The organism is Mycobacterium stomatepiae (assembly GCF_010731715.1).
In the GTDB taxonomy this organism is placed as follows: Bacteria; Actinomycetota; Actinomycetes; order Mycobacteriales; family Mycobacteriaceae; genus Mycobacterium; species Mycobacterium stomatepiae.
In genome coordinates this window covers 5,474,929-5,500,986 of record NZ_AP022587.1, presented here as the reverse complement: position 1 = coordinate 5,500,986, position 26,058 = coordinate 5,474,929, and the positions used below count along the sequence as shown (strand labels likewise).

The following is a 26,058-nucleotide window of genomic DNA, read 5'->3' as shown; positions in this document are numbered from 1 at the left end:
CCAGCAACCCTGACCAGTGGTCAGCCTCGGTTAGCCGGCGCGCAGGATCAGTGCGTCGCCCTGGCCGCCGGCGCCGCACAGCGCGGCGACGCCGTAGCCCGAACCGCGCCGTGCCAGTTCCAAGGCGACGTGCAGCGTGATCCGGGCGCCCGACATGCCGATCGGGTGTCCGACGGCGATGGCGCCGCCGTTGACGTTGACGATCTCGGGGTCGATGCCGAGTTCGCGCGTGGAGGCCAGCGCCACCGCCGAGAAGGCCTCGTTGATCTCCACCACGTCGAGCTGGTCAACCGTGATGCCCTCGCGGCCGAGTGCCTTCTTGATCGCGTTGGCGGGCTGGGACTGCAGCGTCGAGTCGGGCCCCGCCACGACCCCGTGCGCACCGATCTCGGCCAGCCACGACAAGCCCAGTTCCTGCGCCTTGTCCTTGCTCATCACCACGACAGCGGCGGCGCCGTCGGAGATCTGCGACGCCGAGCCCGCGGTGATGGTGCCGTCCTTGCGGAACGCCGGCTTGAGGCCGGCCAGCGACTCGGCGGTGGTATTTGCCCGAATGCCCTCGTCCTCGGTGAACTGCAGCGGATCGCCTTTGCGCTGCGGGATGCTCACGGGCACCACTTCGTCGGTGAAGACGCCGTCCTTCCACGCGGCGGCCGCCTTCTGGTGTGACCGCGCAGCGAACTCGTCCTGCTCGGCGCGGGTGAACTTGTCGACGTCGTTGCGCTGCTCGGTCAGGGCGCCCATCGGCTGGTCGGTGAACACGTCGTGCAGGCCGTCGTAGGCCATGTGGTCGAGCACCGTGACGTCGCCGTACTTGTAGCCCGCACGGCTGTCCATCAACAGGTGGGGCGCCTTCGTCATCGACTCCTGGCCACCGGCCACCACCACGTCGAACTCCCCGGCCCGAATCAGCTGATCGGCCAACGCAATGGCATCGATACCGGACAGGCACATCTTGTTGATGCTCAGCGCCGGGACGTCCCAACCGATTCCGGCGGACACGGCGGCCTGCCGGGCGGGCATCTGGCCGGCGCCGGCGGTCAGGACCTGGCCCATGATCACGTACTCGACCAAAGACGCCGGAACCTGCGCCTTCTCCAGCGCACCGGCGATCGCGATACCACCTAGATCGCTCGCCGAAAAATCCTTCAGCGAACCCATCAAATTGCCGATCGGGGTCCGTGCTCCAGCAACGATCACCGATGTCGTCATAACAACCTCCTAGCGACGCTTGGACGCCCGATTCGGCCTCCCGGAGAAGCGCAATCTTTGCCGCCAGGTTACCTTTATGTGATGACGACCGATCAAGTTGACGCCCGTCAGATCCTGGCCACCTCGCTGGTGACTGCGATCGATCACGTCGGCATCGCAGTCGCCGACCTCGACGCAGCCATCGAGTGGTACCACGACACCCTCGGAATGGTGCTGGTGCACGAGGAAGTCAACGAGGACCAGGGAATCCGCGAAGCCATGATCGCCGTGCAGGACGGCGAGCCTGGCACGGCGCAGATCCAGTTGATGGCCCCGATCGACGAGTCCTCGACGATCGCGAAGTTCCTGGACAAGCGCGGGCCAGGCATCCAGCAGATGGCCGTGTGCGTCAGCGATCTGGACGCTCTCTGCGAGCACCTGCGGTCGCAGGGTGTTCGGCTGGTCTACGAGGTTGCGCGCCGCGGCACAGCGAACTCGCGGATCAACTTCATCCACCCCAAGGACGCCGGCGGGGTACTGATGGAGTTGGTCGAGCCGGCTTCCTAGCCGGTCTCAAGATTTCACGACCACTTTCGGGTCGGGCTGCGGTTTGTCCGATTCGTCCAGCATGGCGTGTGCCAATGCCGGCGATCGTCTTCCCTGGTTTGCCAGCCGCCCCCAACTGAGTCCGCCGGCCATACCACCAGATGCGCTACGCCGGAACGGATTTCGTGATCGCAGCCGGGGCAGCGGTAGGTCTTCAGGGCACGCGCGGCGGCAACCGGGCGCACTTCGTACTCGTGACCGTCGGGCCCGGTTTCCACCCGTCGCAGTGCCGGCGACAGCGAAGGCAGCTGTTGCCGGCGAGGCGGTGTGCGGCGCCGAGCCATGGCGCCAAGTCTAATCGGGCGAGTCAGAACAGCCGGTACTCGTCGCTGTCCATTCCGCGCATCTTGTCGTAATCCAATGTGAGGCAACGTATCCCGCGGTCGGCGGCTAAAGTTCGCGCCTGAGGTTTAATCTGCTGCGCGGCGAACACGCCCTTCACCGGCGCGAGAACGGTGTCGCGATTCAGCAATTCGAGGTAGCGGGTGAGCTGCTCCACGCCGTCGATTTCGCCGCGCCGTTTGATCTCCACCGCGACCGAGCCACCGTCGGCATCGCGGCACAGCAGATCGACGGGTCCGATCGCGGTCATGTACTCGCGGCGGACCAACGTATAGCCGTCACCCAGCAGTTGGACGTGTTCGGCGAGCAGCGCCTGCAGGTGCGCCTCGACCCCGTCCTTGACCAACCCGGGATCGACACCGAGATCGTGGCTGGAGTCGTGCTCGATCTCCTCGACGGTGATGCGCAGCTGTTCGCCCGCCTTGTTCTCCACCACCCACACCGGCGTCTCGCCGATAACCTCTTCGGTCAACCAGCACGGCGGACTCATCCAGTTCAACGGCTTGTAAGCGCGGTCGTCGGCGTGCACGCTGACCGACCCGTCGGACTTGAAGAGCAGCAACCTGCGCGCCGACGGCAGATGCGCGGTGAGCCGGCCAACGTAGTCAACGGTGCACTGGGCGATCACTAGACGCACCCGACTCACCTTAGAGCGTCGTCAACGAATTAGGCTGACGCCACCATGTCGGCGAACCAGAGCATGGCCCAACGCTTGGGACGGGTTCTCGAAAGGGTCACCCGCCAGAGCGGCCGGCTGCAGGAGACGCCCGCCTACGGTTCCTTGCTGCTCGGGCGGGTGACCGAGAGTCAGGCCCGCCGGCGGGTCCGCATCCAGCTCATCCTGACCATCTTCATCCTCGCGACGAATCTGATCGGGATCGGCGTGGCCGTGCTGCTGTTGGCCGTCGCGTTGCCCTCGCCCAGCATCTTTTCCGACGCGCCCGGCTGGATCACCTGGGTCGTCGGGCCCGGATACGTCGCCGTCGCGCTGGCGCTGGGCACGTTCTGGATCACCAACCGAACGATGGCCGCCCTGCGGTGGGCGATCGAAGAGCGCACGCCCACCCTCGACGACGAGCGCAACACCTTCCTGGTCCCGTTCTGGCTGGCGATCGGGGTGCTCGTGCTGTGGGGCATCGGGACGGCACTACTGACCACGCTCTACGGGCTGATCAACACGTTGTTCATCCCGATCGTGGGCTTCTCGGTGAGCATCTGCGGCATTCTGGTGGCCACCGCCTGCTACCTGTTCACCGAGTTCGCCTTGCGACCGGTGGCCGCCCAGGCCCTCGAGGCCGGGCGCGCCCCGCAGCGGCTGGCGCCGGGCATCATGGGCCGGACCCTGACGGTCTGGCTGCTCGGTTCCGGTGTGCCGGTATTCGGCATCGCAATGATCGCCTTCTTCGCGCTGGTGCTGGGAAATCTGAGCGAGACCCAACTCAGCGTCGCGGTGCTGATCGTCGCGACCGTGACGCTGATCTTCGGCTTCATCCTGATGTGGATCCTGTCCTGGTTGACGGCGACACCGGTTCGGGTGGTGCGCGCGGCCCTCAAACGCGTCGAGCAGGGCGATCTGCGGGGCCAGCTGGTGGTGTTCGACGGCACCGAACTCGGGGAGCTGCAGCGCGGTTTCAACTCAATGGTCGATGGGCTGCGCGAGCGCGAGCGGGTTCGGGATCTCTTCGGCCGCCACGTCGGGCGCGAGGTCGCCCTGGCCGCCGAACGCGAGAAGCCGAAACTGGGCGGCGAAGAGCGCCACGTGGCGGTCGTGTTCATCGACATCGTCGGCTCCACCCAGTTGGTGACCAGCCGGCCGCCGACCGAAGTCGTTCAGGTGCTCAACCGGTTCTTCGCGATCGTCGTCGAGGAAGTCGACCGATACCACGGCCTGGTCAACAAGTTCGAGGGCGACGCATCGCTGGCCATTTTCGGCGCGCCGAATCATCTCGACCGTCCCGAAGACGAGGCGCTGGCCGCGGCGCGCGCGATCTGCCACCGGCTGGCGCACGAGATGTCCGAGCTCGAGGCCGGCATCGGCGTGGCGGCCGGTCGGGTAATCGCCGGTAATGTCGGCGCGCAGGAGCGTTTCGAATACACCGTGATCGGCGAACCGGTGAACGAGGCGGCCCGGCTGTGCGAGCTGGCCAAATCGCACCCGGGCGGACTGTTGGCAACCGCGGAAGCAGTTCAGGGTGCGAGCGAAAGCGAGAGTGCCCGTTGGTCTTTGGGGGGCGCCGTGACACTTCGCGGGCACGATCACCCCACCCGGCTAGCCTCGCCGGTGGCCAGCGAGTAGCCGTGGCAACACTCGTCGCCTTTCACGCTCATCCCGACGACGAGGTGGTCCTCACCGGAGGCACGATCGCCGGAGCGGTCGCGGCGGGGCATCGGGTAATCCTCGTGACCGCGACGGACGGACGCGTGAGCGACGAGGACGACGACACCCGCATGGACGAATTGCTCTCGAGCGCAAGCGTTCTCGGCGTGCACCGCGTCGAGTGCCTTGGCTACGCCGACAGTGGCTACGGGCCGGTCTTCTACCCGGACCCGCCCGGCCGGGTCAGGTTCGCGCGGGCCGAGGTCGAAGCGGCAGCACAGCGGCTGGCCGCCATTCTTCGTGACGAGAACGCACAGCTCCTGCTGAGCTATCAGGCCAACGGCGGCTATGGGCACCGGGATCATGTGCAGGTCCATCACGTCGGCAAGCGTGCCGCCGAGTTGGCCGCAACCCCGCGGGTGCTCGAGGCGACGATGCCACGCGAATTACTGCGCCGGCTTTGCGATGTATGTCGACTGCTGCGACTTCCGGCACCCTACGACGCGGACACGGCGCGCACCGCATACGCACCGCAGGCGACGATCACGCACCGAATCGACGTGCGGCCCTTCGCCCGGCAAAAGCGCGATGCCTTCGCCGCACATCGCTCCCAGATCGGCGGCGGGCTCAGCGCGCGGTTGTTCGGGTTGGTGATGCTGTTGCCGCCCCAATTGTTCGGACTGGTGTTGAGCCACGAATGGTTCGTCGATCCCGCCGCACAGCCGGGCACCATGCGCCGCAGCATCTTTGACGTGCCCGCGCGAGGTGACTGACAACTACGCGCAGTGGTGACGGAGATGGGCGCGCAGAGCCGAGGCGATTTCGGCCAGCGCCGAAGCGCAGGCGCCGCCGAGAGCGTCGAATTGGCCGAAGCCGTGAATCAGCGAGCCGAATCGGCGTAGATCGACAATGTTGCCGGCCGCTTCGAGCGCCGCGGCATACGACTCGCCCTCGTCACGGAGCGGGTCAAACCCGGCGGTAGCCACAATGGCCGGCGGCAAGCCTGCGAAGTCCCCACTGCGCAGCGGAGAAACACGAGGGTCGGCGGCGTCGATTCCGCTGCCGTCGAGGTAGTACGACCAGAGCAGGCCGAGGTCTTTCGCGGTCAGAAGAAAGCCCTTCGCGAACAGCTTTCGCGAGGCGGTTTCGCCGGGTAAATCTGTTGTCGGATAGAGCAATAGTTGCAGTGCCGGGGTGATGCCTTCGTCGCGAGCTTGATGCGCGACGACGGCAGCCAGGTTGCCGCCGGCACTGTCACCTCCGACACAGACTCTGTCGGGATCGGCGTGCAGCTCGTCCGCATGCGAAAGGGCCCATCGGTACGCCGCGTAAGCATCCTCCAGAGCGGCAGGAGCGGGGTGCTCGGGTGCGAGTCGGTAATCGACCGACAGCACCTGGACGCTGGCATCGCGACATATCAATCGGCAGAGCCTGTCGTGCGTATCAAGGTCACAGAACACGAAGCCGCCGCCGTGGTAAAACACCAGGAGCGGTGCACGGCCAGCCTGCGCGGGCCGGTAATGCCTTGCGGTGATGGGACCTTCGGCTCCCGATATGGTCAGGTCGGTGACCAGCGGCCCCGCAATCGGATTGCGGTTGAACGGCGCGACCGTCTGGCGGATGTTGTCACGCACGACGGCCGGCCGGTCGCCGTCAGTGAGGTCCTGCAGTCCCATCGCTTTTCGCGCGCCGAGCATGATCTGCAAGGTAGGGTCGAGCACGTTTCCGTCGATCGTGGTCGCCCGCCGGCCTATCAGTTTCCGCTTCGCCCGATCTGATACCAGCGGTAATGCCCTGGCACCCAAGCTGTTTCCAGCGGTGTTGACGGCGGTCATCAATCTGGAATTGGCCTCTGGCATTTGACGCACGCTCCCCCGGGTCTTCCGGCGTCATGCTGCTCTTGGATTTCGCATTCATCGCCCAGACTTCAATGGTGCGCCGCCCGGGGGCAATCTATCGGCCGGACTGCGCAATGTTCAGGCCATATTGCGAAGGCGCCTGATGTTTACGACAGGCTGCGAACCCGCACGGGCGCAGCGACTCTCACCAGCGACGCCACCAATAGCAGGGCGAGGATCAGCAGCGTTCCCACGAACCACACGGTGCCCGCCCAGCCGCCCACGTTGTAGACCAGCCCGCCCAACGCGCCCGCCACCGATCCGCCCAGGTAGTAACTGAACAGGTAGAGCGCGGAGGCTTCGGCGCGATCCCGGCGTGCCACCGCGCCCACCCATCCGCTGGCGACCGCGTGCGCGGCGAAGAAGCCGCCAGTGAAGACGCCAGTGCCGACGACGATCACGGGCAGTGCATCCGGCAGCGTCATCAGCAGGCCCACGACCGTGACCGGCAGGGCGCCGCCCAGCACCAGCATGCGCCCGCGGCGGTCGGCGAGCCGTCCGGCCACAACCGACGTCCCGGTGCCCACCAGGTACAGCAGGAACAGCAGGCCCACCACCGACGGCGCCAGCGCGAACGGAGCGGCGGCCAGCCGGTAACCGAGATAGTTGTACACGGTGACGAATCCGCCCATCAGCGTGAAAGCGAGAGCAAAAAGCTTCAGCAACAACGGATTTCGCACATGCGCCCGCAGAGTCTGGGTGGTCGCCCGCGTGCTCACCGTCTTCGGGGTGAAGAACTGGGACCGGGGCACCAGGAGGGCGAATACCACCGTCGCGGCCAACGTCATCAACGAACACACCAACAGTGCCACTCGCCAGCTGCTGACTTCGAGGGCCAGCGCCGGGATGATCCGCCCCGCGCAGCCACCGATCGTCGTCCCGGCAATGTAGCGTCCCATCGCCGAACTCAGCGACGAAGCGTGCACCTCCTCGGCCAGAAACGCCATCGCGACCGCGGGGATCCCCGCGAGCGCGACGCCTTGGGCCGCCCGCCCGACCAGCAGGACCCCGAGCGAGGGGCTGAACGGCAGCAGCAACCCGATCACGCTGGAGGTGATCCCCGAGACCAGCATCACCGTGATGCGCCCGTAGCGCTCGGACAGCACGCTGGCCGGGACGATGGACAAGGCCAGCATTCCGGTGGTCAGCGAGACCGTCAGCGCCGAGGTGGCCGGGGAGATTCGGTAGTACGCGGACAACGCGGGAAGCAGCGCCTGCGTGCAGTACATCGCGGCAAAACTCGCCAGACCGGCGCCGCACAGCGCCGCGGTCATTCGCCGGTATCCGCTGCTCCCGGCTTGGTGGGCGGTAGGAGTCGCGACGAGCCAAGGCATAGAGACGATGCTGCGCGCCGGTTCACCGAATCGGAAATGAATTATTGCCGAGATTATGATGCATTTACGACATAAGTAAAGGTGGCGGCCATGGCTGATGGCGACTACGAGTGGTTCTTCACACTCGCCGAGCTCCAGCACGTCACGGCGGCGGCTCAACAACTTCATATTGCGCAGCCGACGCTGACCCGGATGCTGGCGCGTCTGGAACGCCGGCTCGGGGTACCGCTGTTCGACCGCCACGGCCGACGGCTCTCGCTGAGCACCTATGGCCGGATCTTCTACGAGCACGCCCGCCGGGCCCAGTTAGAGCTCGATTCGGCCCGACGCGAAATCGAGGACCTGAACAATCCGACCGCCGGGGAGATCCGGCTGGGCTTCTTGAGTTCGTTCGGATCAATCGTCGTCCCCCGGTTGATCGCAGGCTTCTCGGAAGTCTCACCGCGCGTGACGTTCACGCTCGAGGAGGGCGCCGCCGAGACGATCAGCGGTCGGGTACTGGACGGGTTTCTCGACGTCGCGGTGGTGTCACCGCGACCGCAGAAGCCAACCCTGGCCTGGCGCAGCCTATTTCGTCAGCGTCTCGGCATCGCGGTGTCCCGCGACCACCGGCTAATGGATGCGACGGCGGTGTCGATGACGGACCTCGCCGACGAGCCGTTCATCACGATGCATCCGGGATTCGGCATGCGGCAGCTGCTCGACGAGCTTTGTGCCGCAGCACAATTCCAGCCGCGCATCGTCCTGGAATCGGCGAACCTGAGCACCAACGCCGGGCTGGTGGCAGCCGGGCTGGGCATCAGCCTGACACCGATCGACGGCAGCGAGCATGCGCCCGGGGTCAGTGTGTTGCACCTCGCCGATGCCGACGCCTATCGCGATATCGGGCTGGTCTGGGATTCGGGCCGGCCGTTGTCCCGCGCCGCCCGGGATTTCGTCGCTTCGGCCGCAACGTCTTAGCTGCCGGGCCGCCAGAGTTCCACCGTGGTGCGGGCACCACCCGGCAGCTCGAGAATCTCAATCGGCGTGTCATCCGGGTCATGAATGAAAAACATTCGTACACCGCCGATATCGACCACCGGCTCGGTGTGCACCTCGGGGTGCTGGCGCCGCACGGCCGCGTAGGCCTCGTCGAGGTCGGCGACGCGAAACGAGATATTGGTGTAGCCACGGTGCGGGCCGGCGGGGCGGCGGGAACGTCGCCGAGGAAGAGCAGTTCGACCATGGCTCCCCCGATCAATCCGCCGACCATCCGGCCCTTCTGGGCCGCGCCGCCGGTCACCGCATCGAGTCCGGCGCCCTCGAGTTCGACATCGAATATCACGTCGATGCCCAGCGCCGCGGTGTAGAACGCCAGCGACGTGTCCATGTCGGAGACGCCGATGCAGACATGGGAGAAGTTCTCGACGGCGATGGGCCTCGGCGCGGTCGTGCGGACTCCATTCGTGGGCTAACCGAACTTCACGGTCTTCATCGCAATCTGCGAGCGGTTCCTCGATATCCCGGGACGGGTCGACAGTTTGTCCGTATACAGCTTCTCGTAGCGACCAGGTCGGCGGGCGCGATCAGCACTATGTAGTCGGGAGTGCCCATCATGCGGCAACATTCGATGACCTCCGCAAGCGCCACGACCGCGCGCTCGAATGCTTGGATCGCCGCCGAGTCGATCGGCCCCAGGTCGACATAGGCGGTCACCTTGACCCACGCCCGAGCGCGTCAGCGTTGATGATGCGCGGTAGCCCACCGGCCCACGATCATGTCGCTTTTCCGCCAGTCTTGTCGGCAGGCAGGTGTAACTGTGGAAGCGTGCACGACGATTTCGAACGCTGCTACCGAGCGGTCCAGTCCAAGGACGCGCGGTTCGACGGCTGGTTCGTCACCGCCGTGCTCACCACCCGCATCTACTGCCGACCCAGCTGCCCGGTGCGCCCGCCGTTCGCTCGCAATGTGCGGTTCTTACCAACCGCGGCGGCCGCGCAGCGAGCGGGTTTCCGCGCTTGCAAGCGCTGCCGTCCCGACGCCTCGCCAGGTTCGCCCGAATGGAACGTGCGCGGCGATGTCGTAGCGCGGGCCGTGCGCCTGGTCGCCAACGGCACGGTGGACCGCGACGGCGTGGGCGGCCTGGCCGCCCACCTCGGGTACACGACCCGGCAGCTGGAGCGGCTGTTGCAGGCCGAGGTCGGCGCCGGACCGCTCGCGCTCGCTCGCGCGCAACGCAGCCAGACTGCGCGGCTGCTGATCGAGACGACCGATCTGCCGTTCGGCGATGTCGCATTTGCCGCGGGGTTTTCCAGCATCCGCCAGTTCAACGACACCGTTCGGCTGGTGTTCGAAAGCACACCCACCGAGTTACGCAAACGCGCTGCGGCCCGGTTCGGATCCTTAAGAACCGAAGCGAATTCGCCTGGGACAGTGCGCCTTCGGCTGCCGGTGCGTACCCCCTTCGCCTCCGAGGGCGTCTTCGGCCACCTGGCCGCGGGCGCCGTTCCCGGGTGCGAGGAGGTGCGCGATGGCGCGTACCGGCGCAGCCTGCGGCTTCCGGTCGGCAACGCCGTGGTAGCGCTGACTCCGGCCGTCGACCACGTGCGTTGCACACTCGTGCTCGACGACTTCCGCGATCTGACCACCGCGATCACCCGGTGCCGGCGGCTGCTTGACCTCGATGCCTATCCGGAAGCGATCGTGGACACCCTGAGCCGCGACCCGCTGCTAGCACCGGTCGTGGCCAAGGCGCCTGGGCAACGCATTCCGCGCGGTCGACGAGGCCGAGTTCGCGGTGCGCGCGGTGCTGGGTCAGCAGGTCTCGACGAAGGCCGCGCGCACCCACGTCGGCCGATTGGTCACCGCGTACGGGACACCCGTGCACGACGCCGAAGGCGCGCTGACGCATGCCTTCCCGTCGATCGAACAGCTCGCCGAGATCGATCCCATTCACCTCGCGGTCCCAAAGGCCCGGCAACGGACGATCAGTGCGCTGATCGCCGGGCTCCTCGATGGCAGCGTGGAGCTGGACGCCGGAAGCGACTGGGCCAGCGCGCGCACCCAGTTGCTGGCCCTGCCGGGAGTCGGCCCGTGGACCGCAGAGGTGATCGCGATGCGCGGCCTCGGCGACCCGGACGCCTTTCCCGCCAGCGACCTCGGCCTCCAACTCGCCGCCAAACAGCTCGGCCTGCCGACAAATCAGCGCAAACTCGTTGAGTACAGCGCATATTGGCGCCCCTGGCGCTCGTATGCCGCCCAACATTTGTGGACCACGCTCCAGCACCCGGTAAACCAATGGCCGCCACAGGAGGTCGCATGATCCATTACCGCAGCATCGACAGCCCGATCGGGCTGCTGACCCTGGCCGGCCACGGCTCGGTCCTGACCAACCTGCGGATGGTCGACCAGACCTACGAACCGAGCCGCGCCGACTGGTTGCCCGACCCAGGAGCATTCGCAGCGGCCGTCGACCAACTGGTGGCCTACTTCGCCGGCGAGCTCACGACTTTCGACCTCGAGCTCGACCTGCGGGGCACCGAATTCCAGCGCCGGGTCTGGAGGGCGCTGCTCACAATTCCGTATGGCGAAACGCGGTCGCATGGAGAAATTGCGGAGCAGATCGGTTCACCCGGCGCCGCACGCGCCGTCGGATTGGCCAACGGCCATAATCCGATCGCGATTATCGTTCCCTGCCATCGAGTCATCGGTGCGAACGGCAGCCTCACCGGGTTCGGCGGCGGACTCGGCCGCAAGCGGACGTTGCTCGAATTGGAGCGCGAGCGGTCGAATTTGACCTTATTCGATTAATTTAGAATGCAAAAACACCCCCTTTGCAGGGGGTGTTTTTGTGTATGTTCGGCGGTGTCCTACTTTTCCACCCGATAGGGCAGTATCATTGGCGCTGACAGGCTTAGCTTCCGGGTTCGGAATGGGACCGGGCGTTTCCCTGTCGCTGTGGCCGCCGTAACTCTATTTATTTTTCATTCAAGTGTACTGGTGGGGGGTGTGGTATTCGGCGCGACTCGAAAGTCACGAAAGAATAGTGGTTGCGATTGTGTTGGTAAGTTTTCGGCCGGTTAGTGCCAGTTCCCTGCACTCATTGCTGAGCTTCTAGGTCTGGCCTATCAATCCCGTGGTCTGCGGGGGGCCTTATCCCTCTAAAAGGGTGAGAAACCTGATCTTGGAGAAGGTTTCCCGCTTAGATGCTTTCAGCGGTTATCCTGTTCGAACGTAGCTATCCAGCAGTGCCTCTGGTGAGACAACTGGTGCACTAGAGGTTCGTCCGTCCCGGTCCTCTCGTACTAGGGACAGGTTTCCTCAAGTTTCTGACGCGCGCGGCGGATAGAGACCGAACTGTCTCACGACGTTCTAAACCCAGCTCGCGTGCCGCTTTAATGGGCGAACAGCCCAACCCTTGGGACCTGCTCCAGCCCCAGGATGCGACGAGCCGACATCGAGGTGCCAAACCATCCCGTCGATATGGACTCTTGGGGAAGATCAGCCTGTTATCCCCGGGGTACCTTTTATCCGTTGAGCGACACCCCTTCCACTCGGGGGTGCCGGATCACTAGTCCCGACTTTCGTCCCTGCTTGACGTGTAGGTCTCGCAGTCAAGCTCCCTTGTGCACTTACACTCAACACCTGATTGCCGTCCAGGTTGAGGGAACCTTTGGGCGCCTCCGTTACATTTTAGGAGGCAACCGCCCCAGTTAAACTACCCGCCAGGCACTGTCCCTGAACCCGATAAGGGTTCGAAGTTAGGTGTCCAATACGGTCAGAGTGGTATTTCAACAACGACTCCGCTCTAACTGGCGTTAGAGTTTCACAGTCTCCCACCTATCCTACACAAACAGTACCGAACACCAATACCAAGTTGTAGTGAAGGTCCCGGGGTCTTTTCGTCCTGCCGCGCGTAACGAGCATCTTTACTCGTAGTGCAATTTCGCCGAGTCTATGGTTGAGACAGTTGGGAAGTCGTTACGCCATTCGTGCAGGTCGGAACTTACCCGACAAGGAATTTCGCTACCTTAGGATGGTTATAGTTACCACCGCCGTTTACTGGGGCTTAAATTCTCCGCTTCACCTTACGATTAACGGGTCCTCTTAACCTTCCAGCACCGGGCAGGCGTCAGTCCGTATACATCGTCTTGCGACTTCGCACGGACCTGTGTTTTTAGTAAACAGTCGCTTCCCACTGGTTTCTGCGGCCGGTTCTCGCTCGCAGCGCAAGGCTGTTCACAATAAGTCGGCCCCCCTTCTCCCGAAGTTACGGGGGCATTTTGCCGAGTTCCTTAACCATAGTTATCTCGTACGCCTTGGTATTCTCTACCTGACCACCTGTGTTGGTTTGGGGTACGGGCCATGTATGCGCTCGCTAGAGGCTTTTCTTGGCAGCTGAGGATCACCGAATTCGCCTCAATCGGCTATGCATCACCTCTCAGGAATATGAGCGACGGATTTGCCTATCGCCCTCCCTACAGGCTTGCCCCAGTATTACCACTGACTGGTACGGCTACCTTCCTGCGTCACCCCATCGCTTGACTACTACCCACCCGGGTCCCACGCAGCCGGCGGTCTTCGCTCCCCGAAGGGATTGATAGACCACCATTTGGGTGGTTAGCAGAATGGATTCGTCAGGGACGCTCATACACGGGTACGGGAATATCAACCCGTTGTCCATCGACTACGCCTGTCGGCCTCGCCTTAGGTCCCGACTCACCCTGGGCGGACTGGCCTGGCCCAGGAACCCTTGGTCTTTCGGCGGGCAAGGTTCTCACTTGCCTAATCGCTACTCATGCCTGCATTCTCACTCCTCCAAACTCCACCATCAGTTACCCGACAGCTTCTCTGCATGGAGGACGCTCCCCTACCCAACCTTACGGTTGCCGCGGCTTCGGCGGTGTGCTTGAGCCCCGCTACATTATCGGCGCACAATCACTTGACCAGTGAGCTATTACGCACTCTTTCAAGGGTGGCTGCTTCTAAGCCAACCTCCTGGTTGTCTCTGCGACTGCACATCCTTTTCCACTTAGCACACGCTTAGGGGCCTTAGCCGGCGATCTGGGCTGTTTCCCTCTCGACGTACGGAGCTTATCCCCCGCCGTCTCACTGCCACGCTATACACCACGGCATTCGGAGTTTGGCTGACGTCAGTAACCTAGTAGGGCCCATCGGCCATCCAGTAGCTCTACCTCCGTGGTGAAACACGTAACGCTGCACCTAAATGCATTTCGGGGAGAACCAGCTATCACGGAGTTTGATTGGCCTTTCACCCCTACCCACAGCTCATCCCCTCAGTCTTCAACCTAAGTGGGTTCGGGCCTCCACGCGGTCTTACCCGCGCTTCACCCTGGCCATGGGTAGATCACTCCGCTTCGGGTCCAGAACATGCCACTCAAGCGCCCTATTCAGACTCGCTTTCGCTGCGGCTACCCCACACGGGTTAACCTTGCGACATGTCCCTGACTCGCAGGCTCATTCTTCAAAAGGCACGCCATCACTTCACAAGGAAGCTCTGACGGATTGTAGGCACACGGTTTCAGGTACTATTTCACTCCCCTCCCGGGGTACTTTTCACCATTCCCTCACGGTACTAATCCGCTATCGGTCATCGAGAAGTATTTAGGCTTACCGAGTGGTCTCGGCAGATTCACAGCAGATTTCACGGGCCCGCTGCTACTCGGGAGTTGATACAAGGCAGGTGCCGGGTTTTCGCGTACCGGGCTCTCACCGTCTACGGCAGACCATCCCAGGCCACTTCCGCTAACCACGACACTTTCTGACTGCCCCCCAGCTAGGTAGAGCTGAGAAATATCAATCCCACAACCCCGCACACACAACCCCTACCCGGTTACACATGCATGCGGTTTAGCCTGTTCCGCTTTCGCTCGCCACTACTCGCGGAATCACTTTTGTTTTCTTCTCCTACGGGTACTGAGATGTTTCACTTCCCCGCGTTACCTCCCGCACCCTATATATTCAGATACGGGTAACACGACATAACTCGTGCTGGGTTTCCCCATTCGGAAATCCTCGGATCAACGCTCGGTTGACAGCTCCCCGAGGCATATCGCAGCCTCCCACGTCCTTCATCGGCTCTCGATGCCAAGGCATCCACCATGTGCCCTTAAACACTTACGAACACAAAACCCAAAAGAAAAATTACACATTTTTGACGAACGCGCGACCCGAGGGCAACGCATCCGTCAAGATGCTCGCAACCACTATTCAATGCTCAAACACCACACCCCACCACCAAGATGGAGGGACACCACGTCGACCAAAGTCGGCCGAGTGTTGTCTCAGGGCCCAATAGTGTGTCTGGCAATTGTCTGCTGTTGTGCACCCGGCCCTCGTCCACTACAGACGAGAACCCCTCACGGCTCACACTCCACCAATTGGAGTGTTTCTCGTGGTGCTCCTTAGAAAGGAGGTGATCCAGCCGCACCTTCCGGTACGGCTACCTTGTTACGACTTCGTCCCAATCGCCGATCCCACCTTCGACAGCTCCCTCCAAAAGGTTAGGCCACTGGCTTCGGGTGTTACCGACTTTCATGACGTGACGGGCGGTGTGTACAAGGCCCGGGAACGTATTCACCGCAGCGTTGCTGATCTGCGATTACTAGCGACTCCGACTTCACGGGGTCGAGTTGCAGACCCCGATCCGAACTGAGACCGGCTTTATAAGGATTCGCTTAACCTTACGGCATCGCAGCCCTTTGTACCGCCCATTGTAGCATGTGTGAAGCCCTGGACATAAGGGGCATGATGACTTGACGTCATCCCCACCTTCCTCCGAGTTGACCCCGGCAGTCTCTCACGAGTCCCCACCATTACGTGCTGGCAACATGAGACAAGGGTTGCGCTCGTTGCGGGACTTAACCCAACATCTCACGACACGAGCTGACGACAGCCATGCACCACCTGCACACAGGCCACAAGGGAACCGACATCTCTGCCGGCGTCCTGTGCATGTCAAACCCAGGTAAGGTTCTTCGCGTTGCATCGAATTAATCCACATGCTCCGCCGCTTGTGCGGGCCCCCGTCAATTCCTTTGAGTTTTAGCCTTGCGGCCGTACTCCCCAGGCGGGGTACTTAATGCGTTAGCTACGGCACGGATTCCAAGGAAGGAAACCCACACCTAGTACCCACCGTTTACGGCGTGGACTACCAGGGTATCTAATCCTGTTCGCTCCCCACGCTTTCGCTCCTCAGCGTCAGTTACTGCCCAGAGACCCGCCTTCGCCACCGGTGTTCCTCCTGATATCTGCGCATTCCACCGCTACACCAGGAATTCCAGTCTCCCCTGCAGTACTCCAGTCTGCCCGTATCGCCCGCACGCCGAGGGTTAAGCCCCCGGTTTTCACGAACAACGCGACAAACCACCTACGAGCTCTTTACGCCCAGTAATTCCGGACAACGCTCGCACCCTACGTATTACCGCGGCTGCTGGCACGTAGTTGGCCGGTGCTTCTTCTGCAGGTACCGTCACTTGCGCTTCGTCCCTGCTGAAAGAGGTTTACAACCCGAAGGCCGTCATCCCCCACGCGGCGTCGCTGCATCAGGCTTGCGCCCATTGTGCAATATTCCCCACTGCTGCCTCCCGTAGGAGTCTGGGCCGTATCTCAGTCCCAGTGTGGCCGGACACCCTCTCAGGCCGGCTACCCGTCGTCGCCTTGGTAGGCCATCACCCCACCAACAAGCTGATAGGCCGCGGGCCCATCCCACACCGCAAAAGCTTTCCACCACAAGGCATGCGCCTCGTGGTCATATCCGGTATTAGACCCAGTTTCCCAGGCTTATCCCGAAGTGCAGGGCAGATTACCCACGTGTTACTCACCCGTTCGCCACTCGAGTACCCCCGAAGGGGCCTTTCCGTTCGACTTGCATGTGTTAAGCACGCCGCCAGCGTTCGTCCTGAGCCAGGATCAAACTCTCCAAACAAAAACTCCTCGATAAACGAGCTGTATTTCGAATCAGAGAAAATCTGACCTAACAAAAAGACGCCATATAACTGGCATCAACAAACGACCATACCCACACACGGGGAGTGCTAAAAGTATGGTCAAAAAAACAACAACAAACAAAAAACACCAAACACACTATTGAGTTCTCAAACAACACTCTTACTTGTTTCACCCTCTTCGGGGCAACCCTACCAGCTTAATACAGATCCGGCAGGAGCGTCTACCCCAATTTCTTGCGATCGCGGTGATCGCTGCGAGGGCAGCTGTACCAGCTTAGTACCAATCCGGCGAGGGAGTCAAGCCCCGGTCTCGGTCCCCTTCGAGTGGTGACCGCGCCTGTGGGGCGCTGACTTTGGTCACTGTACCCGCTCGATCTCCGCTCCCAAAATCGCCAGGTTTTCCACGAACAACGGGTAGCCGCGATCGATGTGAAAGACGTCGTGGACCTCGGTGTCGCCGTCGGCCACGAGCCCGGCGAGCACCAGGCCGGCACCGGCCCGGATGTCCGAACACCACACCGGCGCACTGGATAGTTGCGGCAATCCCCGCACCACGGCGTGATGCCCGTCGGTGCGCGCATCGGCGCCGAGCCGGATCATCTCTTCGACGAATCGGAAGCGCGCCTCGAACACATTCTCCGTGATCATCGACGTGCCATCGGCGATCGACGCCAGCGCAATCGCCATTGGTTGCAGATCCGTCGGAAAACCGGGAAACGGCAAGGTCGCGACGTTCACGGCCTTCGGGCGCTCGTACTGCGTCACGCGAAAACTATTGTCAGCCTGGGTGACGGTCGCGCCCGCGTCGTGCAGTTTGTGCAGCACCACTTGAAGATGGGCCGGATCGATACCGCTCACCGAGATGACACCACGGGTGATCGCAGCGGCGATCCCCCAGGTGGCCGCGACGATGCGGTCGCCGATCACCCGGTGCTCGGTAGGGTACAGCCGCGACACCCCGGTAATCGTCATGGTCGGCGAGCCCGCGCCCTCGATCTGCGCACCCATCTGGTTGAGCATCGTGCAGAGATCGACAACGTCGGGTTCCCGCGCGGCGTTGTGGATCGTGGTGACGCCCTCGGCGACGACGGCGGCCATCAGGATGTTCTCGGTGGCGCCCACCGAAGGGAATTCCAATTGAATCTCCGCGCCGCGCAACGTATCTGCGTGAGCGACGACGCAGCCGTGCTCGATGTTGCACGTCGCACCCAATTGCCGCAGGCCCGCCTGATGCATGTCCAAGGGGCGCGATCCGATCGCATCGCCACCAGGCAGCGCCACCTTGGCCCGCTTGCATCGGCCGACCAGCGGGCCGAGCACACATACCGAGGCCCGGAACTGCCGCACCGCCGCGAAGTCCGCGTCGTACTTGGGCTCGTCGGGTGAGGTGATGCGGGCGACGTCACCGTCGAGTTCGACGGTCGCGCCCAACCCACGCAGCACCTCGGCCATCAGCGGCACGTCGAGAATGTCGGGGCAGTTGGTGATCGTGCTGGTGCCTTCCGCCAGCAGGGTCGCGGCCATCAGCTTGAGCACGCTGTTCTTGGCGCCCCCTACTGCGACTTCGCCGGACAACCGGTTCCCGCCGGTTACCACGAATCGCTCAGCCACCCGCGTCAGTCTAGTGAAGCGGTATCGGCTTGTCAGTCAGCTAATTCACTTCGCCGAGTACGGTTTGTTCATGGCAGTACACCTGACCCGTATCTATACCCGGACCGGCGACGACGGAACCACGGGATTGAGCGACTTTTCGCGAGTCTCGAAGAACGATCCTCGCCTGGTGGCATACGCGGACTGCGACGAGGCCAACTCCGCGATCGGCGTCGCCATCGCCCTGGGCCGGCCCGACTCCGAACTCGCGGACGTGCTGCACCAGATCCAAAACGATCTGTTCGACGCCGGCGCCGATCTGTCCACACCCGTGGTAGAGAACCCGAAATACCCTCCACTACGAGTGGCTCAGTCCTACATCGACCGGCTCGAGGGATGGTGCGACAAATACAACGAGCCGCTGCCGGCGCTGAATTCCTTTGTGCTTCCCGGCGGTTCGCCACTGTCGGCGCTGTTGCACGTCGCCCGCACCGTGGTGCGCCGCGCCGAGCGAGCGGCCTGGGCCGCGGTCGATTCGGCACCGAACGATGTCAACGTGTTGCCCGCGAAATACCTGAATCGGTTGTCGGATCTACTCTTCATCCTGTCGCGAGCAGCGAACCCCGACGGAGATGTGCTGTGGAGGCCGGGCGGCGGCGCGGGTAGGCCGTAGCGGCATCGAGCCTGCGCGTAGCGCGATCGGCGCGAAAGCCGCGCCCTCACCGCAGTTTCGATGCCGACCGACGCTCAGATGCTGCGGCGGCGTGCCCGCGGTGACGGCCGGGACTCCAGCCACGACAAGAACGCGGTCAACGCCCCCTGGTCGAGCGCGATCTCGTAACCTGACCGGCGTTCCTGCGTCGTATCGCGCAGTTCCAGCACCACGATCTCGTCGGTCATGATGTCGAACTCGTCGCCGCGCGGTGCGCGCCGGGCGACGATCTCGACACCTCGCCGGGACAGCCGTCGATCCGGCCATAGACGCAGGCTGGACAGCCGATAGAAGGCGGCCTCGCCACCGCGGTAGCGGATCACGCCGTGCCGCCAGCCGTGACCTCCGACTGCCGGGATGTCGCGCATGATGCCGGCGGTTCCGCCCTGGCGCAGCTTCCACAGCCGGTAGCTAAGTGCCAGCACGGCGACCCCCAGGACGACAACGAGCACGACCATGCCAATCATGGGCGCGCTCATCGCCTTATCCGAGACGGCTAGTCGATCGCGCCAACGGCACGCAGTCTGGCGCGGCCCCTGGCGGCAGTGCGAGGGTCGTCCGACTCCGAATCCTGTTTGGCCGCAGCCTCGTCGATCTCCGACTCGAACTCGGCGGACTCGGCCAGGATGGTGACGCTCTCCTCGGTCACCGACAAGAACCCACCGTCCACCGCCACCCGCAGGTCGTCCTGGCCTTCGCGCTCGACACGCACCATCGCGTCATCGACCAGCTGGGCCACCAAAGGGATGTGGCGGGGCAGGATGCCGATCTCGCCGACGGTGGTGCGGGTGAACAAGAACGTTGCCTCACCCGACCAGATCTTTCGGTCTACGGCGACGATCTCAACGTTCAATTCAGCCATGCCACAACACCTTTCGACTCGTCGGAGTCCCTAGAGCTTGGCGCCAAGGCTCTCGGCCTTCTTGGCCAGATCGTCGAGACCACCGATCAGGAAGAACGCCTGCTCGGGCACGTGGTCGAACTCGCCCTTGGTCAGGCGGTCGAACGACTCGATGGTCTCCTTCAACGGGACCGTCGAACCGGGCTGACCGGTGAACTGCTCGGCCGCCATCATGTTCTGCGACAGGAATCGCTCGATACGGCGGGCCCGGTTGACCAGCTGCTTGTCCTCTTCCGACAGCTCGTCGATACCGAGGATCGCGATGATGTCCTGAAGGTCCTTGTACCGCTGCAGGATTCGGATGACCTCCTGCGCGACGCGGTAGTGCTCGTCACCGACGACGCCCGGGTCGAGGATGGTCGAGCTAGACGCCAGCGGGTCCACCGCCGGGAAGATGCCCTTGGAGAACACCGAACGCGACAGCTCGGTGGTGGCGTCCAGGTGCGCGAACGTCGTCGCCGGCGCCGGGTCGGTGTAGTCGTCGGCGGGCACGTACACGGCCTGCATGGACGTAATCGACTTACCACGCGTCGAGGTGATGCGCTCCTGCAGCTCACCCATCTCATCGGCCAGCGTGGGCTGGTAGCCCACCGCGGACGGCATACGACCGAGCAGCGTCGACACCTCGGAGCCGGCCTGGGTGAACCGGAAGATGTTGTCGATGAACAGCAGCACGTCCTGTCCCGCCTCGTCGCGGAACCACTCCGCCATCGTCAGCGCCGACAGCGCCACCCGCATACGGGTGCCGGGCGGCTCGTCCATCTGGCCGAACACCAGCGCGGTGTCCTTGAGCACGTTGGCTTCTTGGAGCTCGACCCAGAGGTCGTTGCCCTCACGGGTGCGCTCCCCCACGCCGGCGAACACCGACGTACCACCGAAGTTGCGGGCAATACGGTTGATCATCTCCTGGATGAGCACCGTCTTGCCCACCCCGGCACCACCGAACAGCGCGATCTTGCCGCCACGCACGTACGGGGTCAGCAGGTCGACGACTTTGAGGCCGGTCTCGAGCATCTCGGTGCGCGGCTCGAGCTCCTCGAAGGGCGGCGGCTTGCGGTGAATTGACCAGTGCTCGAAGTCTTCTCCGTATCCGGGCTCGTCCATGCAGCGGCCCAGGGCGTCGAAGACGTGGCCCTTGACTTCCTGGCCGACCGGCACCGAGATCGAGGCACCGGTGTCGGTGACCTCGACGCCGCGCACCAAGCCGTCGGTGGGCTGCAGCGAGATCGTGCGGACCAGGTTGTCACCGAGGTGCTGGGCGACCTCGAGCGTGAGCGTCTTCTTCAGCTCCTCGAACGTGATCTCGGCGTGTAGCGCGTTGAACAACTCCGGGACGGAGCCGCGCGGGAACTCGACGTCGACAACCGGCCCGGTGATCCGTACCACGCGGCCGCTGGTGTCGGTGTTGGTCGACTTCTTCTTTTCCGCAGTCGCAGTCATATTTTCTTCGCTTCCTCGTGGTGCTATCGGGCTCGGGCGTCGGCGAGCGCGTTTGCGCCACCGACGATTTCACTGATCTCTTGGGTGATCTGGGCCTGCCGCTCGCGGTTCGCCATCAGCGTCAGGGCCTTGATGAGGTCGTCGGCATTGTCGGTGGCCGACTTCATCGCCCGTTGGCGCGACGCCAGCTCCGACGCCGCGGATTCCAGCATCGCCGTGTACACGCGAGTAGTCACATACCGCGGCAGCAATGCGTCGAAAAGTGTTGTCGCATCCGGCTCGAACGAATACAGCGTGTGCAGCGCTTCGGGCTCTTCGGCGTATTCGACGACCATCGGCGCCATCCGGTGGGCCGTCGTGGACTGCGACAACATCGACTTGAATTCCGTATAGACGATGTGCAATTCGTCCACGCCCTCGACGTCGGAGTCCTCCCCGGAGCCTTCGCTGCCGGGGATGAACGCATCCACCAGCGTGGACGCGACCTCGGCGGCTTTCTCAACCGTGGGTTGCTCCGAGAAGCCGGTCCAGGATTCGGTGATGTCCCAGTTCCGGAAGCTGTAGTAGCCCAACGCCTTACGGCCGACGGTATACAGCACCGGCGTCTTGCCCTCTTGGCGCAGCAGTGAGAACAGCTCCTCGGCACGGCGGAAGACGCCGGAGTTGTAGGCGCCACACAGGCCGCGGTCCGACGACACCACCAGCACGGCCGCCCGCTTCGGTTCCGGCCGTTCGACCAGCAGCGGATGATCCAGCGCCGCCTCGCTGGACAGCGTGGTCAGCATCTTGGTGATCTCTTCGGTATAGGGTCGGGCAGCCTGAAGTCGGCTCTGGGCCTTGCCGATACGCGAGGTCGCGATCAGCTCCTGGGCCTTGGTGATCTTCTTGATCGCACCGGCGGAGCGGATCCGTCCGCGCAATTCGCGAAGTGTGGCAGCCATTGAGTACTACTTCTTCTTCTTGTCTTCCGGCGCCGGCTTGTTGACCTTGACCGACTCCTTTTCCAGGTCCTCTTCGTCGAGGGGCTCGGCGTGCTCGCCCGGAACCACCGACCCGCCACCGGTGGCGGCGAAGCCCTTCTTGAACTTGTTGATCACGTCTTCAAGCTGCTTCTCGGCCTCCTCGGAAAGCTTTCCGCTGTCCCGGATTCCGGCCAGCAGCTTCTCCTCCGAAGCCCGGAAGTGATCCAGTAGCTCGGCTTCGAAACGACCGACGTCCTCCACGCGCACCGAGTCCAGGTGACCGCCGGTACCCAGGAAGATCGAAATCACCTGCTCCTCAACGGGCAGGGGCTGGTACTGCGGCTGCTTGAGCAGCTCAACCAGCCGAGCGCCGCGATCCAGCTGCGCCTTCGAGGTGGCGTCCAGGTCGGAGGCGAAGGCAGCGAACGCTTCCAGCTCGCGGTACTGCGAAAGGTCCAGCCGCAGCGAGCCGGCCACTTCCTTCATGGCCTTGATCTGAGCGGCAGCACCGACGCGGGACACCGAGACACCGACGTTGATGGCCGGGCGCACACCCTGATTGAACAGGTCGGACTCCAGGAAGCACTGCCCGTCGGTGATCGAGATGACGTTGGTGGGGATGTAGGCCGAGATGTCATTGGCCTTGGTCTCGATGATCGGCAGGCCCGTCATCGAACCACCACCGAGCTCGTCGGACAGCTTCGCGCAGCGCTCCAGCAGCCGAGAGTGCAGGTAGAACACGTCACCCGGGTAGGCCTCGCGACCGGGCGGGCGGCGCAGCAGCAGGGAGATCGCGCGATAGGCCTCGGCCTGCTTGGACAGGTCGTCGAAGACGATCAGCACGTGCTTGCCGTCGTACATCCAGTGCTGGGCAATCGCCGAACCGGTATAGGGCGCAAGCCATTTGAACCCGGCGGAGTCGGAGGCCGGTGCCGCGACGATAGTGGTGTAGTCCATCGCGCCGCCCTCGTCCAGCGCGCGCCGGACCGAAGCGATCGTGGTGCCCTTCTGCCCGATGGCCACGTAGACGCAGCGCACCTGCTTCTTCTCGTCGCCGGTCTCCCAGTTCTGCCGCTGGTTGAGGATCGTGTCGACGCAGACGGCCGTCTTGCCGGTCTTGCGGTCGCCGATGATCAGCTGGCGCTGGCCGCGCCCGATCGGCGTCATCGCGTCGATGGCCTTGATACCCGTCTGCAGCGGCTCGCTGACGCTTTGCCGCTGCACCACCGAGGGCGCCTGGATCTCGAGCGCGCGCCGAGTGTCGGTTTCGATGTCGCCCTGTCCGTCGATCGGCTCACCCAGCGGGTTGACCACGCGGCCCAGGAACGCGTCGCCGACCGGCACCGAAAGGACCTCGCCGGTGCGCTTGACCTGCTGGCCTTCCTCGATCTTCTCGAAGTCACCCAGGATCACCGCGCCGACGCTGTGCTCGTCGAGGTTCAGGGCGACCCCGAGGACACCGCCCGAAAACTCAAGCAGCTCTTGGGTCATGACCGAGGGCAAGCCGTCGACGTGCGCGATGCCGTCTCCGGCATCGACGACGGTGCCGACCTCTTCGCGAGAGGTGTCGGAAGTAAAGGAGCCTACGTACTCCTCGATCGCGCTCTGGATGTCATCAGCGGAGATTGTCAACTCGGCCATGGCTTTTCGTCTTCCTACTTGATTCTGTCGTTCGCGGGGGTCTAGTTGGGGTTCAGTCGGGCACTTGAGCTTCGGCCGCGGCGAGGCGAGACGAGAGCGTCCCGTCGATCACCTCGTCGGCCACGGCGATCAGCAGCCCACCGAGTAGTTCGGCATCGACTTGCAGGTGCACCGTGACCGGATGACCGTAGATGCGACTGAGCACCTCGGCGAGACGCGTGCGTTGGGCGTCGCTGAGATCGGCCGCCGCACTCACTGAAGCGATGACTTCACCGCGGCGCGCCACCGCGACTTCTGCCAGGAACTGGATGGCTTCCTCTGCCGACTGACCGCTCAACAGCTCGATCGTCTGGGTCAACAGCGACACCACGATCGGGTTGACCTGACCACTCGCACCGTCAAGCACCTTGCGTAACAACGCCACTCGCTGCTCAGCCGGAACGACGTAGTCGCCTAACAGAATGGCAAGTCGCGGCTGGACGTCCAGGACGCGAGAAAAACGGAACAGCTGGTCTTCGACCTCGTCGACCTTGCCGTCGCGCTCGGCGACCTCCAGCAATGCCTGCCGCGACACATGCTCGATCGCGGCGACCAGGTCGGCGTTGGCCGACCACCGCTCCGAAACGGCCGATCGCAGCACCTCGAGGGTGGCGTCGCCGACCTTGCCGGACACCAGTCGCTCGATAAGCCGAACGCGAGGAGACGCGTCCTCGGCGGGCACGGTGAGGTAGCGGGTGACGACGGCTTCGCGGCCCAGCAACTGCCCCACCGACACCAGCTCGCCCGACACCGTGGTGAGTCCCGCGTTATCGAGGTCTTTGGCGATGGCGGTGAACCGATCCGACAGGTTGGCCAGCGCCTCACGGCTCGACGAGCGCAGCTTGGACAGCAGTGGGTACTGGACGTCGGCCGATGCCGGCGCCATCTCGTCGAGCTCGTCGAGGAACCGGTCGACGGTGGTCGCCTGCTGGTCGGCATCGGCGACGTAGTTGCGCACCAATTCCCTTGCCTGACGCACGGATTCGTGGCCCAGCTCCAGGCGAAGCTGACGGGCCAGCTGCGTGCGCAGCAGCTCGACCTGGCGAGCGCCTTGTCCGGTGATGCGCGCCGACTCGACTTCGGCCTGAGCCCTCAACTGCTCGGTGATGCGCTCCGCGTCGACCTTGGCCTCTTCTACGACCTGCTCGGCTTCCGACTCGGCGGCTTGCACCGCCTTGCTGTGCGCCGCAGTCGATTCCGTCAACCGGTCGGCGGCCTTCGCCGCATCGTCCAGCTGCTGGCGGACCGTGTTCTGACGGGCGGCCATCAAATTGCGCACTGGCGGCACGACATAACGCACCACCAGGAACACGATGGCGGCGAATCCGATCAGCTGCCCAATAAACGTCGACATTGATAGTTACCTTGTCGCGGCAGTGGTTGTGACTTCGACACCGAGGATGCGACTAGCCAAGGTGGCCGACATAGCGGCCACGTTGGCACGCAGATCCAATTCCACTGCGTCCCTTTCCCGCTTCAGTTGCTCGGCTGCCGTCTGCACCGTCGATGCGACTTGCTGCTCGGCTCGGGCGCGCGCGTCCTCGACGACCTTACGACCTTCCGCCCGGGCGTTGTCCCGGAAGGACGACGCCTTGACTCGGGCTTCCGTCATCGCCTTTTCGTAATCGGCCTGCGCGGCGTCGAACTGCTCGTTCGCCTTCTTGTTGTCGGTGGCCGTTTTGGCGACCATCGCGTCGCGTTCGCGCAACACCTTCATGACCGGTGGCACGACGAACGTGCCGATGACGGCCAGCACGATCAAGAAAATCGCCAGCACGAAAAAGAAAGTGCCGTTGGGGACGAGGAAGTTATTGCCCCCCTCGGCTGCTAACTGGCTGGACGCCAGAACGCTGCGGCTCGCGTCACCCATCGCTGCGAACTAGCCGACGGGAGTGGCGAAGACGAACAGCGCCATGAAGGCCAGGTTGATGAAGTACGCCGCCTCAACCAGACCGACGGTGATGAAGAACGGCGTGAACAGCCGGCCTTGCGCCTCCGGCTGACGGGCAATACCGGCAACCAGTGCGTTACCGGCAATACCGTCACCGATACCGGCACCGATTGCGCCGCCGCCCATGATGATTCCACCGCCGATGAGAGCAGCGGCAGCGACTTGGGGGTCCAGGGCCATTCTTAT

At 63.6% G+C, this 26,058-nt stretch carries 22 protein-coding genes, 3 rRNA genes and 2 pseudogenes; 7 read left to right on the top strand and 20 right to left on the bottom strand.

The genetic code is table 11. The features are described from left to right. Positions 1 to 30: 30 nt before the first annotated feature. Entirely contained in the window at positions 31 to 1,212 is a 1,182-nt protein-coding gene (locus G6N54_RS26190) for an acetyl-CoA C-acetyltransferase (RefSeq protein WP_163793336.1), read from the bottom strand. Positions 1,213 to 1,290: 78 nt separating this feature from the next. Here G6N54_RS26190 and mce point away from each other — a divergent pair, with 78 nt between their 5' ends. After that, on the top strand, positions 1,291 to 1,758 hold the full coding sequence (gene mce, locus G6N54_RS26185) for a methylmalonyl-CoA epimerase (RefSeq protein ID WP_163793335.1): 468 nt from the start codon (positions 1,291 to 1,293) through the stop codon (positions 1,756 to 1,758). A 14-nt stretch (positions 1,759 to 1,772) separates the two neighbouring features. Here mce and G6N54_RS26180 read toward each other — a convergent pair whose 3' ends face one another. After that, positions 1,773 to 2,081, bottom strand: a complete 309-nt coding sequence (locus tag G6N54_RS26180) for a hypothetical protein (protein ID WP_163793333.1) — start codon at positions 2,079 to 2,081, stop codon at positions 1,773 to 1,775. Positions 2,082 to 2,104: 23 nt separating this feature from the next. Continuing rightward, positions 2,105 to 2,776 (bottom strand): endonuclease NucS, encoded by a 672-nt coding sequence (gene nucS / locus G6N54_RS26175; RefSeq protein WP_163793331.1) that lies wholly within the window; start codon positions 2,774 to 2,776, stop codon positions 2,105 to 2,107. A gap of 45 nt (positions 2,777 to 2,821) precedes the next feature. Between nucS and G6N54_RS26170 the strand changes: the two genes are divergently transcribed. Together G6N54_RS26170 and G6N54_RS26165 are read left to right on the top strand one after the other, a co-directional pair. Then, positions 2,822 to 4,435, top strand: coding sequence for an adenylate/guanylate cyclase domain-containing protein (locus G6N54_RS26170; protein WP_163793329.1), 1,614 nt, complete (start codon positions 2,822 to 2,824; stop codon positions 4,433 to 4,435). A gap of 2 nt (positions 4,436 to 4,437) precedes the next feature. After that, complete coding sequence (locus G6N54_RS26165; protein ID WP_163793327.1) at positions 4,438 to 5,229, top strand: PIG-L deacetylase family protein; 792 nt, start codon at positions 4,438 to 4,440, stop codon at positions 5,227 to 5,229. A 3-nt stretch (positions 5,230 to 5,232) separates the two neighbouring features. Here G6N54_RS26165 and G6N54_RS26160 read toward each other — a convergent pair whose 3' ends face one another. Both G6N54_RS26160 and G6N54_RS26155 read right to left on the bottom strand, forming a co-directional pair. Further along, positions 5,233 to 6,315, bottom strand: coding sequence for an alpha/beta hydrolase (locus G6N54_RS26160; RefSeq protein WP_163793325.1), 1,083 nt, complete (start codon positions 6,313 to 6,315; stop codon positions 5,233 to 5,235). Between the two features lie 146 nt (positions 6,316 to 6,461). Continuing rightward, positions 6,462 to 7,688 carry an MFS transporter gene (locus G6N54_RS26155; RefSeq protein ID WP_163793323.1) on the bottom strand — a complete coding sequence of 409 codons (1,227 nt, stop codon included), beginning with the start codon at positions 7,686 to 7,688 and terminating at the stop codon, positions 6,462 to 6,464. Positions 7,689 to 7,778: 90 nt separating this feature from the next. On the opposite strand from G6N54_RS26155, the gene G6N54_RS26150 reads away from it, so the two are divergent. Beyond that, the gene (locus G6N54_RS26150; protein WP_163793321.1) at positions 7,779 to 8,648 is read left to right on the top strand and encodes a LysR family transcriptional regulator; all 870 of its coding nucleotides are present in this window, start codon (positions 7,779 to 7,781) and stop codon (positions 8,646 to 8,648) included. On the opposite strand, the gene G6N54_RS31435 is transcribed toward G6N54_RS26150, so the two are convergent. The 3 genes and pseudogenes from G6N54_RS31435 to G6N54_RS31770 form a co-directional block, all read right to left on the bottom strand. Next, on the bottom strand, positions 8,645 to 8,929 hold the full coding sequence (locus G6N54_RS31435) for a VOC family protein (protein WP_332107615.1): 285 nt from the start codon (positions 8,927 to 8,929) through the stop codon (positions 8,645 to 8,647). The genes G6N54_RS26150 and G6N54_RS31435 overlap by 4 nt on opposite strands. A 65-nt stretch (positions 8,930 to 8,994) precedes the next feature. Continuing rightward, positions 8,995 to 9,057 (bottom strand): annotated as a pseudogene (locus tag G6N54_RS31430) (VOC family protein); the annotation flags it as partial. A gap of 101 nt (positions 9,058 to 9,158) precedes the next feature. Continuing rightward, the gene (locus G6N54_RS31770; RefSeq protein ID WP_163793319.1) at positions 9,159 to 9,383 is read right to left on the bottom strand and encodes an Lrp/AsnC ligand binding domain-containing protein; all 225 of its coding nucleotides are present in this window, start codon (positions 9,381 to 9,383) and stop codon (positions 9,159 to 9,161) included. A 111-nt stretch (positions 9,384 to 9,494) separates the two neighbouring features. Between G6N54_RS31770 and G6N54_RS26135 the strand changes: the two are divergent. Beyond that, positions 9,495 to 10,989 (top strand): annotated as a pseudogene (locus G6N54_RS26135) (AlkA N-terminal domain-containing protein). Further along, positions 10,986 to 11,477 carry a methylated-DNA--[protein]-cysteine S-methyltransferase gene (locus tag G6N54_RS26130; protein ID WP_163793317.1) on the top strand — a complete coding sequence of 164 codons (492 nt, stop codon included), beginning with the start codon at positions 10,986 to 10,988 and terminating at the stop codon, positions 11,475 to 11,477. The pseudogene G6N54_RS26135 and the gene G6N54_RS26130 overlap by 4 nt, the downstream one beginning before the upstream one ends. Positions 11,478 to 11,523: 46 nt before the next feature. Here G6N54_RS26130 and rrf read toward each other — a convergent pair. The 4 genes from rrf to murA all read right to left on the bottom strand — a co-directional run bounded on the left by rrf (position 11,524) and on the right by murA (position 18,247). Continuing rightward, positions 11,524 to 11,636, bottom strand: a 5S ribosomal RNA gene (gene rrf / locus G6N54_RS26125). A 90-nt stretch (positions 11,637 to 11,726) separates the two neighbouring features. Further along, positions 11,727 to 14,810 (bottom strand): 23S ribosomal RNA (locus tag G6N54_RS26120). A gap of 285 nt (positions 14,811 to 15,095) precedes the next feature. Beyond that, a 16S ribosomal RNA gene (locus G6N54_RS26115) occupies positions 15,096 to 16,614 on the bottom strand. Together the 16S, 23S and 5S rRNA genes form the textbook arrangement of a ribosomal RNA operon. A 379-nt stretch (positions 16,615 to 16,993) precedes the next feature. Next, positions 16,994 to 18,247, bottom strand: a complete 1,254-nt coding sequence (gene murA, locus G6N54_RS26110; protein WP_163793315.1) for a UDP-N-acetylglucosamine 1-carboxyvinyltransferase — start codon at positions 18,245 to 18,247, stop codon at positions 16,994 to 16,996. A 70-nt stretch (positions 18,248 to 18,317) separates the two neighbouring features. On the opposite strand from murA, the gene G6N54_RS26105 reads away from it, so the two are divergent. Then, entirely contained in the window at positions 18,318 to 18,899 is a 582-nt protein-coding gene (locus tag G6N54_RS26105; protein ID WP_163793313.1) for a cob(I)yrinic acid a,c-diamide adenosyltransferase, read from the top strand. 74 nt (positions 18,900 to 18,973) lie between these two features. On the opposite strand, the gene G6N54_RS26100 is transcribed toward G6N54_RS26105, so the two are convergent. From G6N54_RS26100 to G6N54_RS26065, 8 genes are read right to left on the bottom strand one after another with little or no spacing between them, the layout of a single operon-like run. Then, positions 18,974 to 19,417 carry a DUF2550 domain-containing protein gene (locus G6N54_RS26100; protein ID WP_163793311.1) on the bottom strand — a complete coding sequence of 148 codons (444 nt, stop codon included), beginning with the start codon at positions 19,415 to 19,417 and terminating at the stop codon, positions 18,974 to 18,976. Between the two features lie 17 nt (positions 19,418 to 19,434). Then, positions 19,435 to 19,800, bottom strand: coding sequence for a F0F1 ATP synthase subunit epsilon (locus G6N54_RS26095; RefSeq protein WP_163793309.1), 366 nt, complete (start codon positions 19,798 to 19,800; stop codon positions 19,435 to 19,437). A 30-nt stretch (positions 19,801 to 19,830) separates the two neighbouring features. Next, entirely contained in the window at positions 19,831 to 21,279 is a 1,449-nt protein-coding gene (atpD, locus tag G6N54_RS26090; protein ID WP_163793308.1) for a F0F1 ATP synthase subunit beta, read from the bottom strand. A 23-nt stretch (positions 21,280 to 21,302) separates the two neighbouring features. Next, positions 21,303 to 22,220, bottom strand: a complete 918-nt coding sequence (locus tag G6N54_RS26085; protein WP_163793305.1) for a F0F1 ATP synthase subunit gamma — start codon at positions 22,218 to 22,220, stop codon at positions 21,303 to 21,305. A gap of 6 nt (positions 22,221 to 22,226) precedes the next feature. Then, positions 22,227 to 23,882 (bottom strand): F0F1 ATP synthase subunit alpha, encoded by a 1,656-nt coding sequence (atpA, locus tag G6N54_RS26080; protein ID WP_163793303.1) that lies wholly within the window; start codon positions 23,880 to 23,882, stop codon positions 22,227 to 22,229. A gap of 52 nt (positions 23,883 to 23,934) precedes the next feature. After that, positions 23,935 to 25,275 carry a F0F1 ATP synthase subunit B/delta gene (locus G6N54_RS26075; protein WP_163793301.1) on the bottom strand — a complete coding sequence of 447 codons (1,341 nt, stop codon included), beginning with the start codon at positions 25,273 to 25,275 and terminating at the stop codon, positions 23,935 to 23,937. A gap of 6 nt (positions 25,276 to 25,281) precedes the next feature. Then, positions 25,282 to 25,791, bottom strand: a complete 510-nt coding sequence (locus G6N54_RS26070; RefSeq protein WP_163793299.1) for a F0F1 ATP synthase subunit B — start codon at positions 25,789 to 25,791, stop codon at positions 25,282 to 25,284. 9 nt (positions 25,792 to 25,800) lie between these two features. Further along, positions 25,801 to 26,046 (bottom strand): F0F1 ATP synthase subunit C, encoded by a 246-nt coding sequence (locus G6N54_RS26065; protein WP_090609504.1) that lies wholly within the window; start codon positions 26,044 to 26,046, stop codon positions 25,801 to 25,803. Positions 26,047 to 26,058: the final 12 nt, after the last annotated feature.

What these genes read in the sequence shown, in the direction of transcription:
- G6N54_RS26170 (WP_163793329.1), top strand. Translation starts at nt 2,822, where the DNA reads ATGTCGGCGAACCAGAGCATGGCCCAACGCTTGGGACGGGTTCTCGAA.
- G6N54_RS26100 (WP_163793311.1), bottom strand. Translation starts at nt 19,417, where the DNA reads ATGAGCGCGCCCATGATTGGCATGGTCGTGCTCGTTGTCGTCCTGGGG.
- G6N54_RS26155 (WP_163793323.1), bottom strand. Translation starts at nt 7,688, where the DNA reads ATGCCTTGGCTCGTCGCGACTCCTACCGCCCACCAAGCCGGGAGCAGC.
- G6N54_RS26150 (WP_163793321.1), top strand. Translation starts at nt 7,779, where the DNA reads ATGGCTGATGGCGACTACGAGTGGTTCTTCACACTCGCCGAGCTCCAG.
- G6N54_RS26095 (WP_163793309.1), bottom strand. Translation starts at nt 19,800, where the DNA reads ATGGCTGAATTGAACGTTGAGATCGTCGCCGTAGACCGAAAGATCTGG.
- G6N54_RS26085 (WP_163793305.1), bottom strand. Translation starts at nt 22,220, where the DNA reads ATGGCTGCCACACTTCGCGAATTGCGCGGACGGATCCGCTCCGCCGGT.
- G6N54_RS26190 (WP_163793336.1), bottom strand. Translation starts at nt 1,212, where the DNA reads ATGACGACATCGGTGATCGTTGCTGGAGCACGGACCCCGATCGGCAAT.
- atpA (WP_163793303.1), bottom strand. Translation starts at nt 23,882, where the DNA reads ATGGCCGAGTTGACAATCTCCGCTGATGACATCCAGAGCGCGATCGAG.
- G6N54_RS26130 (WP_163793317.1), top strand. Translation starts at nt 10,986, where the DNA reads ATGATCCATTACCGCAGCATCGACAGCCCGATCGGGCTGCTGACCCTG.
- G6N54_RS26075 (WP_163793301.1), bottom strand. Translation starts at nt 25,275, where the DNA reads ATGTCGACGTTTATTGGGCAGCTGATCGGATTCGCCGCCATCGTGTTC.
- G6N54_RS26105 (WP_163793313.1), top strand. Translation starts at nt 18,318, where the DNA reads ATGGCAGTACACCTGACCCGTATCTATACCCGGACCGGCGACGACGGA.
- G6N54_RS26180 (WP_163793333.1), bottom strand. Translation starts at nt 2,081, where the DNA reads ATGGCTCGGCGCCGCACACCGCCTCGCCGGCAACAGCTGCCTTCGCTG.
- atpD (WP_163793308.1), bottom strand. Translation starts at nt 21,279, where the DNA reads ATGACTGCGACTGCGGAAAAGAAGAAGTCGACCAACACCGACACCAGC.
- G6N54_RS26160 (WP_163793325.1), bottom strand. Translation starts at nt 6,315, where the DNA reads ATGCCAGAGGCCAATTCCAGATTGATGACCGCCGTCAACACCGCTGGA.
- G6N54_RS26070 (WP_163793299.1), bottom strand. Translation starts at nt 25,791, where the DNA reads ATGGGTGACGCGAGCCGCAGCGTTCTGGCGTCCAGCCAGTTAGCAGCC.